Raw genomic sequence first — 14,694 nt, 5'->3', positions numbered from 1 at the left:
TCTAACGCAACGGGAGGGTTATTTCACGGAATTCTGAAATTGCACCGGAATTCTGCTGAGCAAGTCTTTCAATTCAGGGTCACTGTCATCAAACAATACAGGAAAAAACCGGCCATCAAGTACCTGGTCCTGCTCCATCGCGGGAAAAGCCGCCAACGCATCCAGGCGCTCATAACCGGCAGTATTCCCTAATGTTTCGTGCCCCATTGCATTAATGACCACTGCCCTGCGCGACCGCTCGGAATAGTTGGCGTAGGAGCCGTGCATGGTGAGCGGATGGTGAAAACTTGCGTAGCCCTTTTTCAATTCGTTAGCTACTTTCTTCTCAAAAACAGCTTTCTGATCGTCATCCAGCACCTGCTTCACTGCTTCCATATCGCCTGCAAGTCCTGTAATGGGCAGTAACCCCCACTTATGGCTTCCGGGAACGTAGTAGAGGCAACCATTCTCGACACTGGCGTCATCCAGACCAATCCAGCACGTCAGGTGATTCATGGGTTTAGTGAAAGTCCAGTACGAAAAGTCCTGATGCCAGGCTACGACGCCCCCATGCCTGGCCGGTTTGCAAAACAACTGGTCGTGAAAAAGCCGGAACGGCTGACCTAAAAGCTGATAGGCTGCCATACGATACGCCGGGGCCCAGATCAGGTCGTGAAAACCGGGTGTGACCCGCCAGGCGCCAATCGCATGAAAAAGTACTTTGTCGGGATCTTCGGATTCGTTACGCTCATAATGATAAAACAACTTCTTTTCCTCGCTGGTTGCCGATTGCAACCTTACCAGCTCTGTATTCAACAGATCCACCTGCTCCTCGCTCATGATCCGGATACCCGCGACATACCCATTCTCCCGGAATGAATGGAGCTGATCTTCTGTCAGTACATATTGCTCCCATTCGGCTGCGGTTGTGGGCTGCGCGAATATGCTGGCTATCGGGTTGCTGAAATTCGCCAGGTCAGCAGGCGATGTTACCTTGTCGTTTTCCATTTTTTAACACTTTAATGTTTCATCCGAAAATCTAAAATTGGCGTTCCATGTGTATTGGCTATTACGATTTTGTAATCGTTTCCTCCATGTTGTATAAAGTGTTGATCACCCGCATCAACGCCGCGGCCCGGCTTTCATTCACCTTAGCCTGGTGAGGATATTCTCCCACATTTAATACCTTAAATGCCTGTTTCTTATCCTTCGAAAAAATCGAAACTTCGTTTTTGTAATATTCCGTAAGCAATTTTAATTCTTTGTCTGTCGGAGATCGGCAGACAATCCGTTGGAACGACTCCTTAATGTTGGCCTCTGCGTCCGTAGATTTTAAAGTCAGCCGCTCAGCCAGCACCCTTGACGCTTCCAGGACGGTCGGGTCGTTGAGCATCACCAATGCCTGCAATGGCGTGTTCGTTTTGGACCGTTTAATCTCGCAATGGTCGCGGTTACTCGCATCGAAGATAATCATGGAAGGTGGCGGCACTGTGAGTTTAATAAAAGTGTACATTCCCCTTCGGTACAATGCCTCTCCCTTATCTTGCAGATACATCCGCAAACTGCCCCTACCCGAGGACGCTGCCTCCCATAATCCCTTAGGCTGGTAGGGTTTGACACTTGGCCCGCCGACCTTTTGGTTCAATAATCCACTCGTCGAGAGCACCATGTCACGGACCAATTCAGCTGGAATGCGATACCTGGGTCCACGTGATAAATAAATATTGTCCGGGTCAGCTTTGAGTTTTTCGTCGGTAACCTTGGCCGACTGCCGGTAGGTTGCCGATGTCACGATTTGCTTCACGAGCCTTTTGATATCCCAGCCATGGTTCATAAAATCAACGGCCAGCCAGTCGAGCAGCGCCGGGTTGGTCGGCAGATCTCCCTGCATCCCAAAGTCACCGCTGCTTTTCACAATACCGCGCCCGAAGAACTCCTGCCAGACCTGGTTTACAAAAACCCTGGCTGTGAGTGGATTACTTTTACTGGTCGTCCATTTGGCAAGTCCCAGCCGGTCCTGTGAAAATTTGACAGTGTCAAATTTCATAACTGCCGGCAATGCCGAGGCTGTCACCCGCCGCCCGGGCGCATCGTACACCCCACGGTTTAATATATACGTAGGCCTGAGTGTATCCCTGTCACCGAGCACAGAAACCATCAACGCGCTTGTGTCCGGCTTGTTGATAAACGACAACAATGTCCTGGCCTCCCGGTCCGAAATTTTCATGACCGGCTGTTTCGCTGGTTTCGTCTGCTGGCTATACCCTTCATAACCGACTTCCCTCGAATTGTTGAAAAACGCATACAATCGGTAATAATCTTCCTGCGAAACAGGGTCGTACTTATGATCGTGGCATTGCGCACATTCGACGGTAAGCCCTAAAACGCCGGTGCTGAAAGTTTTGGTCTTATCGATATTATATTCCACCCGGTATTCTTCCAGGATCACGCCTGCCTCTTCCGTGTATTTATGGTTCCGAAAAAATGCCGTGGCCAAAATCTGCTCTTTGCTTGCATTCGGCAGCAAATCCCCCGCTATCTGCCAGGTAAGGAACTGGTCATAACGCATGTTCCGGTTGAATGCGCTGATCAACCAGTCGCGCCAGGGCCACTGCGTGCGGTATTCGTCGTCCTGATAGCCGTAGGAATCGGCATAGCGCGCTACGTCCAGCCAATGCACCGCCATTTTCTCGCCATAGGTCTTCTGGCTAAGTAGCTCGTCCACTATTTTTTCATAAGCCTTTTCGCTTCCGTGAGCCTCGAACTTCTTTTGCATTTCGACCGTCGGCGGCAGGCCCGTAATGTCCAGCGATACCCTTTTCAGCAGGTGGCTCTTGTCAGCTTCTTCGTTAGGGGTAAGTCCTGCACCTTCCATTTTTTGTAATACAAAATGGTCTATCTCGTTTTTGGGCCAATCTTCTTTAGAAACTTCCGGTACAGCTGGTAGTGCGGGCGCGGTAAACGCCCAATGCTTTTCATATTTAGCGCCTTGCTCGATCCACTTTTTCACCAGACCGATCTCATTTTCGTTCAAAAGCCCCAAATGCGATTCCGGCGTGGGCATTTGGTAGGACGAATCTACCGAAGTAATCCTTTTATAAACTTCCGACTGCTCAGGCTTGCCCGGGAAAATCGCGACGCCCTTGCCGTCCTTCAATTTCGCGTAGGCGCTTTGGGATACGTCCAGCCGTAGCCCGGCTTCGCGTTTCTTAGCATCCGGTCCATGGCATGCAAAGCATTTGTCCGACAGGATCGGGCGGATATCAAAGTTGTAACTGACAGATCCGCCGATAGAACTGGTTTTCGACGTTCCGGTCTTTTGAAAACAAGAAACTGCGAAGAAGGCAACTATGGCCGACAATACGATCAGCCGCGAAACGTAATTTTTCATATTGAGAATCGCAGGACTCTATAAGTCAATTTTAAAAAACAGTCAGTTATGAAGCTGGCTGGCTGTGTCTTGATATCCTTCATTTTAGATTGATTCATCCGTTTACTACATGTACAATAAGACCGCCTGTCTCTGAAAATCTCCAAAGCCTGTCCCTGAAAACTCTTGCAAAGTTTGGGCTTCTCCTCTTCTTATGTTTGTTCTAGCTTTTCAAATACTTGACTTATATTGCCTTTTTTTATAACAAATCTTATCAATTGCGATAAATGAAGGCGGTTTTCGAACATGTCAGAGCTGGGAGCGGTGAATCTTTGATTTACAAAAGGATAACTCTCCCTGTATTTGATGCTCCATTTCACTTTCACCCGGAATACGAAGTAACTTATATCAAAAGCGGTAGCGGGATGAGATATGTAGGAATGGGGGTTGAGCCATTCGGCCCCGGTGATTGCGTGCTCCTCGGACCTGACCTGGCACACTGCTGGATCAATCACCCCGAAGAAGACGGCAGGGATGTAGAAGCTTATGTCATACAGTTCAATGGCGAATTGTGGAATCAAAATTTAACTAAATGGCCAGAATTTGAGGGAGTGATGCGGTTATTGGATTTTTCGAAAGGAGGAATTGTCTTCCATGCCTCACAGGTAGAAGACCTGTTCGGTAAATTTGATGAAGTTGCCCCCGCATACCGGATACCCCAATTACTGAATCTCTTACTGCGGCTGTCCGAATCACCCCATCGGACCTTGACTGCCACCTACGCTGTTTATGAGGACCACCAGCGATTTAATTTGGTATTCGGCTATATCATTAATCACTTCCGGGAACAGATCGAACTGGAAACTGTGGCAGAATTGGTTGGATTGACGCCTACGTCGTTCTGTCGATATTTCAAAAAAATGACAGGTAAGACCCTTTTTGATATCGTCTTACATTACAGAATGGAAGCGGCTGCACAGCTGCTGGCCGCCACGGAACACCCCATCAACCTGGTGGCATTTGAATCCGGATTTGAAAGCCTCAGCTATTTCAACCGTGCGTTTAAGAAATGTAAAGGCAGCGCGCCTAAAATGTTCCGTCAAAAATACCGCGGGAAATTGAAGCAGCCCAAAACAAGATAGCATCATTAAATTCTCATCAGGGCGCTTCCATAGCGCTAAGCCGTTTTGATTGAAAATATTGCCGTGCCGGCAATATTGGTAGACATACCCGTAATCTATGTAAGTCCCATCTGCGGGATAAGCCTGAAATTTGTGTTATCAATTTGGAATTTGAAAGGCATTAACAGAATGACAAGCATCAATATGAAAACTTGAAAATTAGGTAGCAACGGATTAGAGGTATCTGCGATAGGTTTGGGGCGTATGGGTTTGAGTTTTTCATACGGTCACAGTATCAGTAAAGAAGACTCCATCTCCCTACTACGGGCAGCTGTCGAGAAAGGAATCACTTTTTTCGACACGGCGGTCGAAGGAAGCCTCAAACGGTTGGGGACAGATTACATTGATCTGTTATATCAGCATCGTGTCGACCCGAATGTACCTATCGAAGATGTAGCAGGTACTGTCAAAGACCTGATCACAGAAGGAAAAGTGAAATATTTCGGACTGTCGGAAGCAGGCGCTAACACGATCCGCAAGGCCCATGCCGTGCAACCCGTTTCCGCGCTGCAAAATGAATATTCACTCTGGTTCCGCAAGCCGGAAGATGAAATTATCCCGCTACGGGAAGAGTTAGGTATCAGGCTGGGTACAGCCATTTCAAGAAAAAGCATGGCGGCATTCGTGGCGAAAGTCATCAAAAACCCCAGTTACATCAAAATGAGAATCCGGGGATCAGCAAGCCATCATTAGCGAGCTCATAGTACGCAACAAGTCCAAGCAGGGAGGAATCAAAAATCTTCCCCGCTTGGACTTTATGTATCCGATTAAAATTTACTGGATCGCTCCTAACATGGGATCTGATACAGCATCACGGTCGCCCGATACCGTGCCGTGCGTTGGCAAGTTGGCGCCTCGTATCAGCAAAAAACCCGCAACGTGCGGGGCAGCCATAGAAGTACCGCTCAAAGTGGCATAACGCCCACCCGAATACGTCGATCTGATGCGCACACCATATGCACAGATATCAACACTGCTTCCGTAATTTGAAAAAGATGCAAAACGGTTGTTCTGATCCATTGCCGAAACCGTAAAAACATTGGCATGGTTAACCCGCGCTGGAGAATAATTTACGACATCCTTACCATCATTTCCGGCCGCGATCGCAAACAATATACCGCCATTGGCCGCCTGAATAATCGTCCGTTCAAGCGTCGTGGATATACCTTCCCCGCCCAGGCTCAGATTAACGACATCGCCCGCATGACCATTCTGTATCACATAGTTCACTGCCTGAATAATCCCCGAAAGTCTGCCCTCTCCCTCATCGTCTAAAACCCGCAGTGCAACCAGCGTGGCTCCGGAAGCTATTCCTGTAATGCCAATGGTATTATTGACAGCACCGATTATTCCCGCTACGTGCGTGCCGTGGCCATTTTCATCGTCCGCAGAGGTTTGTCCGCTGATAAACGATCTGCTACGCCCGGCGTCTACATTCAAATCCGGGTGGTCAAGATCAATACCGGTATCGATGATCCAGGCGGTTTTGGTTGTCTGCAAATCCCCGCGGCCGTATCCTGTTTGAGAGACATTCCAGGTCAGAGTGGATGTATTGGCGAGGTCGACACAGCTACAAACAGACATGATCCTGTCCGGTTCCACAATCGTTACAGCCGGATCCTGTTTCAGCGTCTTTGACTCCGCCTCTGTCAAATGCGCCAGGAATGTGGTTTGGTCGCCTGCTACAAGCACCTCTGCCTGTGCATTGGCTATTTCTTTGCCATTTAAAAACTGCTCGGCGATTGATTCCGCTGCGGCTAACCGGGCAGTGGCCGATTTCGGTAATGTTTGTGCGGGTTGGTAAGTGACAATATAAGCCCCGGCAACGACCTGACCGCTATTCGCAGAGGCTGCCACCAGGCAATCCGCAGAATATTCAGGCTCCAAGTCATCGTCGGTCTGACACCCTAAAAGCGCAAAACCGAACAGAACAATATTAGTGGCTGATAAAGACAGGTATCGCAACATGTAAATGTACGGATCAGGTTAAAAATCAAATTCCAGTAGAAACGTACATTTATACCATGCGTGTCGAAGTTGGTTTATTTCAGATAGTAATACGCAAAAAAGATCCTGAACGTGTAATGATTTCTAAAAATTTCCGAATCCAACTTTCTTAGTTTGCATGTTATGCTTGGATTAAAGTCCAAATTCAGACACCACAAGAACAACCTTGCCGTTGACGCCACCAGCCGACACGTAATCCTGGGCTTGCGCGGCTTCCTCTAAGCTGAATGTTTTTGAAACGATCGGGCGGAGTTTTCCCTCTTTAACCAATTCCAAACCCGCGGTCAAGCTGTTCGCTGTGATATTCGAACGGATAAAACGTGCGTCAACCTGGTATTTTTCAGCCAATTCAGCGGACGGTGGGGTTACTATACTGAATAGTTTACCTCCTGGCCTTAACACTTCGAAGAGTTTATGTTGAGACTCACCACCGGCACAATCCGCCACCAGGTCGACATCCTTGACCAAGGCCGTAATGTCTTGTGATTTGTAATCTATTACCTGATCTGCGCCCAGGCTCCCCACTAAAGCAATACCTTCTCCAGATGCCGTCGCGGATTTCCAGGAAATTATCCCTCACCGGAACGTTAATTAGTTCTGAAAACCGTTTGATAAAGTCAAAACCCGGGGCCGCTGTGAATTCTAAAATCATTGCACGAAGTAACTGGTTGACAAGTCTAAGGTTCCTTAAATTTACTGAGATAAGTCACTTTCTTCCGGTAGGTTCTCAGAAACTCTCAACAGGCATAGCTAAACGCTGTGGGAGATTTAGGCAATCACGACTTCACAGTCCCGTTGAGTAGATCAGGGTTTCGTTCCACTTGTCATAAGAACCTTTCCTCTCAATGCTTTAAAGTGGGCAAATGATTAAAAGTTTTGCACTGTTTCTAATACTACTGTGCCCCACGTATATAGTGCTGGGACAGACCAGTAATCGATTTCCGGCACCATTTTACAAACTCCGCACAGACGGAGAAAAAGCATTTTACCTAAAAAAAATAATAAGCGATTCAATCAATGCACAGGCCCACAACCGCGTCCCTGAATGGTGCCACATTGCGCTCGGATTTGCTAAAAAATCAAAAAAGGACACATTAAGTCCTATTTTATATCAATATCTGGGTAATGCGTATGATGAGAGCCGCCCGGATAGCGCAGCCATTTATTTCCGGAAATCGCTGTCTGCATACCGGAATATCCCGTTGAAAAAGAAATTATACCTGTTACAATCGCTGTCCTACAACTATCAGGCACTCAACAAGAAAGACTCCCTTATCAAGTATATTCATGAACTTAAAAAAGCGGTTGAACCATTGTCTGACAAGGATAGCCGGAAGATCAAAGCTACAACTACCATTGCGAGCAGCTATGCAGCCCTAAACGAGTATGAAAACGCCATCAAAAACTACCGGCTTGCGGTAAGACAAAGTATGCTGATCAAAGATTCGGCCAGCATTGTCGGCGCGCTGGTAAATATCGGACTAACGTATAACCAGCTGGATGATAACAGATTGGCAATCTACTACACCTTGCAGGCCCTACCCTATCTGGGAAAAAACGATTACTACAAGTTAGTGACATACTTCAATCTGACGGACTACTATTCAAATATGGAGAATCAGGATTCCGTCCGGTACTTTTTAAAAAAGGCTAAGGCTATCGCAGTAAAACTGAATGACGATGCGGTGATCAATGCGATCGGGATCAAGCAAGCCCGGGTGCTGATGGCCGAAAAAAACTACGCGGCTGCGAAAGTTGCGTTGCAGGAAGGTCTCGACTATCTGTTAAAAAAGGAACCGGGCACTGAACTTGTCAATTGCCTGCTGACATACGCTTCACTGGATACGGCCCAAAATAACTACGCCGACGCCGACAGGCATTTGAATTTGTTGCAAGGCTTTACCAAAAAAATAGACGTGAAGGTCTATGAATTGGAGGCGCTCCGATTACATATTGCCGTGAAACAACGGTTGGGACAATATAAGCAGGCTTTCGAACTTCAAAAGAACTTTATTGCGCTCAATGATTCGATCAAAACGAATAATACGCAAACCGAACTGGCCAAACTCCAGACAGAGTATCAGACTTCCAGAAAAGAGGAAAAGATCCGATTGCTGCAAAAGGAAAATCAGATCAAAGATCTTGAAATAGAGGCCTCATTCCGCAATAAAATGTTGCTCATCACACTCATACTCGGCCTTATCTTTGTGTTTGGGGTTGTGTATTACATTCGGCAGCTTCGTAGTAAAACTGTACTTCAAAATCTAAAAACTACATTGGAAATGAAGGCTTTGCGCAGCCAGATGAACCCGCATTTTATTTTCAATTCATTAAATTCCATTCAAAAATATATTTGGGAAAACCGGCAGGAAGACGCATCCGAGTATCTGACGAAATTTGCTCGACTGATCCGGCTGGTACTGGAAAATTCGCTTTACGAATCCGTAAAACTGACCGACGAACTTGCATCCCTCAGGCTTTACGTAGAAATGGAACAGCGGCGCAATAATCAAAAATTTGACTATACCATTTCCGTGGCCGAAAACATTGATACCGAATCAACACTGATACCGCCGCTACTGCTGCAACCATACATTGAAAACGCGATCTGGCATGGTTTAAGCCAGAAAGACGGGCACGGCCAGCTCGACATCGTCATAGAAAAAACAGCAGAAAACCTGATTTGCCGCATCGAGGACGATGGCATCGGGAGAGCAAAATCGGCGGAGATAAAGGTGGATGGTATTCAGAAAAAATCGCTGGCGATGAATATTTCAAGTCAAAGGATCGAATGGCTAAAAAAGGATTCCAATGGGCGATCTTCTGTGGAAATTATCGATAAATTCGACGGTAACGAGGCTACCGGCACGACCGTCCTGCTCACTTTACCACTTCTGCAAAAACATGATTAACTGCCTGATTATCGACGACGAGCAGCATTGCATTGACACACTATCCGCCATGCTGAAAGCCCGGTTTTCCGCAAAAGTATCTGTTGCCGGCTCCACGACCGATAGTCGCAAAGCAGCTGAAATGATTGAGCAGCATCAGCCAGACGTGCTTTTTATAGATGTCGAAATGCCCTATTTCAATGGTATACAGGTAGTTGATGCTATTCCAAACAGGAGTTGCGCGGTCATTTTTACAACCGCCTACGATCAGTATGCATTACAGGCGCTCAAAACCGAAGCTGTCGACTATTTATTGAAACCGATCAGTCTGCGGGAATTGGGTGAAGCCATCGAAAAAGCGGCTCAGCGATTACAGCTTTTGCGTGCGGAAGTTGTAAAGAAAGACCTGCCGCTGCCTCAGAAGTTGCTTTTACCTACCAGCAAAGGTCTGCTGGCTGCCAGTATCCCCAGCATTATCCGGGTGGAAGCCGATAGTAATTACTGCCGTTTTCACATTGACGGAAAGCCCGAAATAGTGGTCGCAAAGACATTGAAGGAGTATGAGGAAATACTGGTACCTTCCAATTTTTTCAGGGTACACCAGTCTCATCTGATCAACTTGCATTATGTCGAATACTTCCACCCTGGCCTGGAAGAATATGTGATCCTGACCAATGGGGAACAAATAGAGGTTTCCAGGCGCCGCAAAGCCGAATTTCTTCAAAAACTGGCTGCATTATAGCACCATATTAGTTTTCTGACCGACCAGTTTCCGGACAAACCGCGCCGGATTCTAGGAATAGTATGCCATCTGCTCAAAGCCCGGAAAACTGATTTCGGGCCGGTTTACCTTGCATTGAATCTAAATCACAAGGTCTAAACTAAATCATCGTCATGAAACGGAACATTACCTGGACGGCCTGCATACTCGCATCGCTTTTGATTGCTTCCGGTATCCGCCGCACATTTTTGCCGGCTGGTAAAATCGCCCCTGTTCAACCCGGTAGTCAAATCGCCCCATATGCTGTATTTAAACCTAAACTTCCTGCATTTCCCGGCCAGACTAAATTGTCGAATGTCAGTAAAGGGGAATCAGGTGAGGATATTGAAACACTGAAAGGCGGCGACTGGTACAAAAAGGTAATCGGCGACATGGAGCGTAAAAGTTACTTTGTGGCACCCTCGGGTGACAGCGTCAATAGCATTAATCCAAAACAGAAAATGCAGGCCGTGTATAGATCCGGCGGTTTTGCATTGTCGAATATGCCGGATCGCCAGGAGCTTGAAAAACCAGGAAACGGCGTTTCAAAAGACTCTTCACGGCAAAATTGGAAACTGAATATGACCGTGCAGGGCTTGTATGCGGACGGTGTATTGGCCATTTCAAATGATCCCAATTCAAAAGTTGCCACCGACACGAATGAAGTTACATTTACTCACCATAACCAGCTGGTCGTGCAGTACCAGAACCGGGAAGATGGTGTGCGGCAAAATTTTATTGTAAAAAATAAACCTTCCGCAAATGCCAAGGAACTTCGGGTTAAAATGGGTTTTTCGGAAGAGTGGACCGTTAACCAGACGGATCAAAACGAGCTTCAATTTGCATTGAAAAATGCCGAAGGAGACCTAGCTACCAAAGTGATTTACAAGGACATCAAGGCCTGGGACGCTAATGGAAATATCCTCGCTGCAAAAATGGAAACGGGTAATCATCAAGATTTTAGTCTGGTCGTGGCGGTTGCCGATGCAGCTTATCCTGTGACCATCGATCCGCTTTCTACCACCGCCAATACTACATTAACCGGCCCGTCGGCCAATGCCAGTTTCGGGTGCAGCGTGGCCAGCGCGGGCGATGTGAATGCGGACGGCTATGGAGATGTAATCGTAGGCGCTTACGGGCTGGCCGCCAATGCGGGTGCAGCGTACATCTATATGGGCAGCGCGACGGGATTGTCCACCAGCGCGGCCAGGGTGTTGAACGGACCGGCAAACAGTTATTTCGGCTACGCTGTGGCAAGTGCAGGTGACGTGAATGGGGATGGGCGGGGCGATGTGATTGTGGGTGCCTATCAATATGCAAACAACGCCGGTGCAGCCTACATCTATTACGGAACTGCCACCGGAATCAATGCCACGCCAGCTACCATATTAACCGGGGCAGCTGGCAGTTCGCTGGGTATCAGCGTATCCGCGATCGATCTAAATGCGGATGCATATAGTGACATTATAGTCGGTGCACCCAATTTCAATGCCGGTACCGGCCGTGCGACGGTGCATCTGGGCAAGTCCACAGGGATTTCTCAGACACCGGATTATATTCTGGCCGGTACGGTTGCCAATGGTCGCTTCGGGCGCAGCGTCGCTGGTGCAGGTGATGTAAACGGGGACGTTTTCGGAGACATGATCGTCGGGGCAAGCGAAGCGAACAAAGCCTATGTTTACCACGGAAATGTGGATGGCATGAATGCGTCAGCCGCATCCACATTGACCAGCCCTGCATTTAATACATCTTATGGCCTGAGCGTGTCGGGTGCGGGAGATGTGGATGGCGACGGGTACTGTGAAGTGATCGTGGGTGCCTACGCGAACAATGCGGCTTATGTGTACAAAGGCAGCGCCGCCGGAACGCAGACGTCGCCGGTAAAAAGCTTATCCGGTTACGGGGGCGTAAGTGTTGCCGGCGTTGGCGACGTCAATGGTGATGGCTATGCAGATATTATGGTGGGTGCGAGCGGCACCGGCACTTATGCAGGCTCCGCTTATCTTTTCCAGGGCAGCTCATTGGGATTACCTGCTGCACCCAGCCAGACTTTCCAGGGATCTGTGTATTACAGCTTTTTTGGTGTCAGCGTCGCTGCTGCGGGAGACATCAATGGAGATGGTTACAGTGATGCCATTATCGGCGCGTCGGGTACTTCGTCCAACACCGGCTCCGCCTATATTTACCTGGGCAGCCCGGTCATGGTCACATCGCCGGCAACGTTTTTGACCGGTACTGGCGACTTTGGGTACAGTCTGGCCCATGCGGGAGATGTGAATGGCGACGGATATGGTGATGTAGTTGTAGGAGCCAGCCACAACAGCTCGCGTTATGGCTTTGTCTATCTCTATCTCGGCAGCGCTAACGGCTTGTCTACCAGTTCATCGTCTGTGGCAGGTACGTTTGCAGATTCGGACTTTTACGGATTTAGCCTGGCCCGCGCCGGAGATGTAAATGGGGACGGCTTCAGCGATATCATTGTGGGTACGCTCAATGCCGGAAAAGCTTATGTAGTGCATGGAAGCGCGCAGGGGCAGCTGATACTTGGTGCAACATTGCAAAAAACCGGCGAAGCACGCTTTGGGTTTATCGTTGCTGGTGCGGGTGACATCAATGCGGACGGTTACGATGATGTGATTGTCGGATCAGGCACAGTTTCCAAAGCATATGTTTACATGGGATCTGCATCTGGTGTCGCCACCACGCCCACAACCACACTCACCCGGCCGGACACAAACTTTGGTCGTGGTGCCGGGGGAATAGGAGACATCAACGGCGACGGTTATGCCGATGTAATGGTGGCAGCCTGCCACGAGGTCGCTGCACAGACCTTTCCTGAAATGGGCTATGTATACCTGGGCAGCGCCGCCGGCTTGTCCAATTTTCCATCGACAGTCATTTTCCCACCCTCCGGGGCAAACGGCTTCGGTATGCGGATTGTAAATGCGGGAGATGTGAACGGCGACGGGTACGGTGATGTCATGGTTGGTGCATCAAGCTCTTATTCACTGGCTGGTGGTGCCTATCTATACAAAGGAAGTCCATCCGGTATTTCAAGCAGCAATTACACCCCGTTCCCGGGTGCTCCCGGCGAATATTTTGGGGTGGGCGTCAGTGCGGGTGATATTAACCGCGACGGATACAATGACGTGGTGATCGGCGCCTCCGACAGTAAGACTGTCCGAATTTACAAAGGCAGCCCGGCTGGTCTGGTTTATTCAAATACCATTAGTGGATCTGTCAACGGGTTTGGTTTCAGTGTCTCGGCATCGGGCGATGTCAATGGCGATGGTTACAGCGACCTTATTGTTGGGTGTACTTATGGTAATTCAGCATTTGCGTATCTGGGAAATGGCGCAGGCAAACGAGATAACACGCTCCGGCTTTACAATTCCGATCTAACCTCCCGGATCAGTGCTTCCAACAATCTGGCTACCAACTTCGGTGTCGGCCTTTTCGTTCGGCCTGCCGGTGGAACAGCTTATGCAAGATTAATATGGGAAACAAAGCCTCAGGGAGTACCATTCAGCAGCGGATCTTCCATTACCAATTATGTAGGCAAAACAGGTACTGAGTCCTACACCAACATTGGCCCTGCCGGTGTAGAGCTGAAAGCTGTGGTTGCCAAAATAGCGCGCTACACCAGGGTCCGGGTCAGGGTGGAATATTGGTCGGCGGCCCGCCCATCCGGACAAACTTTCGGTCCGTGGATTTATTTACAAAACCATAATTTGGGTGTTTTAAACAAAAATGTTCCGTCTGCCAGAATGGATGCTTCTGGATTTTTTGAGGCTCCAAAAGAAGAAGTGGTAGCAGCCGCATTTAAACTAACCGTTTATCCAAACCCCGTTGTCGACAAGCTGAACTTGAAACTGGAAGATGGCTTTAAGTGGAACCAGGTAAAGAACATTCAGATCATCAGTACCAATGGAAATATCATGTACAATGCCACTCAGGTGCAGCACGGCGAACTAAATGTATCGACGCTGGCCAGTGGTATTTACCTGATCAGACTTGTTTACGACGACGGTAAGGTCTATAATTCGAAATTCACGGTCATCAGGTAACACGAGATTTGTAGCTGGTATATCCTATGGTAGTTGCATAAAACTTGCACCGATCACTTTCAATTCATCACCAAAGCGTTTCCAAACTCTAAAATATCTAAATTTCCCCTCTAATGGCGTTCCCATCATTTTTCCTTTCGCTGTCATTGTTACGATTGAAAGTGCGGTGTCGCCAATTATTTTAATCTCATCAATGATCGTGGAAGCGTCTTCAACGATCATTGTTTTTGCTTTATGTGAGTCCAAGTCCATTTTTTTGGTCAGCACTTGTCCTGTCGGCGCAACTGCAATTAAATCATCGTGTAACAGTAGGTCAAGAATATCCACGTTGCTCACAAGTTGAGCCGAAAAAAGTTTGTTTTCAGCCTCAAGAACGTCTTGTCTGGTAATTTCTACTTTTTCCATATTTCTATTTTCCAAAACCGTTAGGATCCATTTG

The 14,694-nt window shown here is 48.1% G+C and carries 9 protein-coding genes and 1 pseudogene; 5 read left to right on the top strand and 5 right to left on the bottom strand.

What is annotated here, in order from left to right; all coding sequences use genetic code 11:
• Positions 1 to 18: 18 nt before the first annotated feature.
• Entirely contained in the window at positions 19 to 987 is a 969-nt protein-coding gene (locus IEY24_RS24985; protein WP_188937516.1) for a phytanoyl-CoA dioxygenase family protein, read from the bottom strand.
• Positions 988 to 1,048: 61 nt separating this feature from the next.
• Positions 1,049 to 3,370 (bottom strand): PSD1 and planctomycete cytochrome C domain-containing protein, encoded by a 2,322-nt coding sequence (locus IEY24_RS24980; protein WP_188937514.1) that lies wholly within the window; start codon positions 3,368 to 3,370, stop codon positions 1,049 to 1,051.
• Between the two features lie 266 nt (positions 3,371 to 3,636).
• Here IEY24_RS24980 and IEY24_RS24975 point away from each other — a divergent pair, with 266 nt between their 5' ends.
• Together IEY24_RS24975 and IEY24_RS24970 are read left to right on the top strand one after the other, a co-directional pair.
• Positions 3,637 to 4,491, top strand: coding sequence for an AraC family transcriptional regulator (locus tag IEY24_RS24975; protein WP_188937512.1), 855 nt, complete (start codon positions 3,637 to 3,639; stop codon positions 4,489 to 4,491).
• 243 nt (positions 4,492 to 4,734) lie between these two features.
• A pseudogene (locus tag IEY24_RS24970) lies at positions 4,735 to 5,112 on the top strand (aldo/keto reductase); the annotation flags it as partial.
• Between the two features lie 192 nt (positions 5,113 to 5,304).
• Here the strand turns inward: IEY24_RS24970 and IEY24_RS24965 are convergent.
• Both IEY24_RS24965 and IEY24_RS24960 read right to left on the bottom strand, forming a co-directional pair.
• Positions 5,305 to 6,498: a S8 family peptidase gene (locus tag IEY24_RS24965; RefSeq protein WP_188937506.1), complete on the bottom strand. Its 1,194-nt coding sequence runs from the start codon at positions 6,496 to 6,498 to the stop codon at positions 5,305 to 5,307.
• Positions 6,499 to 6,669: 171 nt separating this feature from the next.
• Entirely contained in the window at positions 6,670 to 7,071 is a 402-nt protein-coding gene (locus IEY24_RS24960; protein ID WP_262892440.1) for a zinc-binding dehydrogenase, read from the bottom strand.
• A 668-nt stretch (positions 7,072 to 7,739) separates the two neighbouring features.
• Between IEY24_RS24960 and IEY24_RS24955 the strand changes: the two genes are divergently transcribed.
• The 3 genes from IEY24_RS24955 (at position 7,740) to IEY24_RS24945 (ending at position 14,255) form a co-directional block, all read left to right on the top strand.
• Entirely contained in the window at positions 7,740 to 9,449 is a 1,710-nt protein-coding gene (locus tag IEY24_RS24955; RefSeq protein ID WP_188937504.1) for a histidine kinase, read from the top strand.
• Positions 9,442 to 10,170: a LytR/AlgR family response regulator transcription factor gene (locus IEY24_RS24950; protein ID WP_188937502.1), complete on the top strand. Its 729-nt coding sequence runs from the start codon at positions 9,442 to 9,444 to the stop codon at positions 10,168 to 10,170. Before IEY24_RS24955 ends, IEY24_RS24950 begins: the two co-directional genes overlap by 8 nt.
• 152 nt (positions 10,171 to 10,322) lie before the next feature.
• Positions 10,323 to 14,255: an FG-GAP-like repeat-containing protein gene (locus IEY24_RS24945; RefSeq protein WP_188937500.1), complete on the top strand. Its 3,933-nt coding sequence runs from the start codon at positions 10,323 to 10,325 to the stop codon at positions 14,253 to 14,255.
• 24 nt (positions 14,256 to 14,279) lie between these two features.
• Here the strand turns inward: IEY24_RS24945 and IEY24_RS24940 are convergent, their stop codons facing one another.
• Positions 14,280 to 14,660, bottom strand: a complete 381-nt coding sequence (locus IEY24_RS24940; RefSeq protein WP_188937497.1) for a nuclear transport factor 2 family protein — start codon at positions 14,658 to 14,660, stop codon at positions 14,280 to 14,282.
• Positions 14,661 to 14,694 lie beyond the last annotated feature (34 nt).

The sequence above is a fragment of the Dyadobacter endophyticus genome (assembly GCF_014641595.1).
GTDB classification, from domain to species: Bacteria; Bacteroidota; Bacteroidia; order Cytophagales; family Spirosomataceae; genus Dyadobacter; species Dyadobacter endophyticus.
This window is presented reverse-complemented; position numbering and strand designations above follow the sequence as displayed.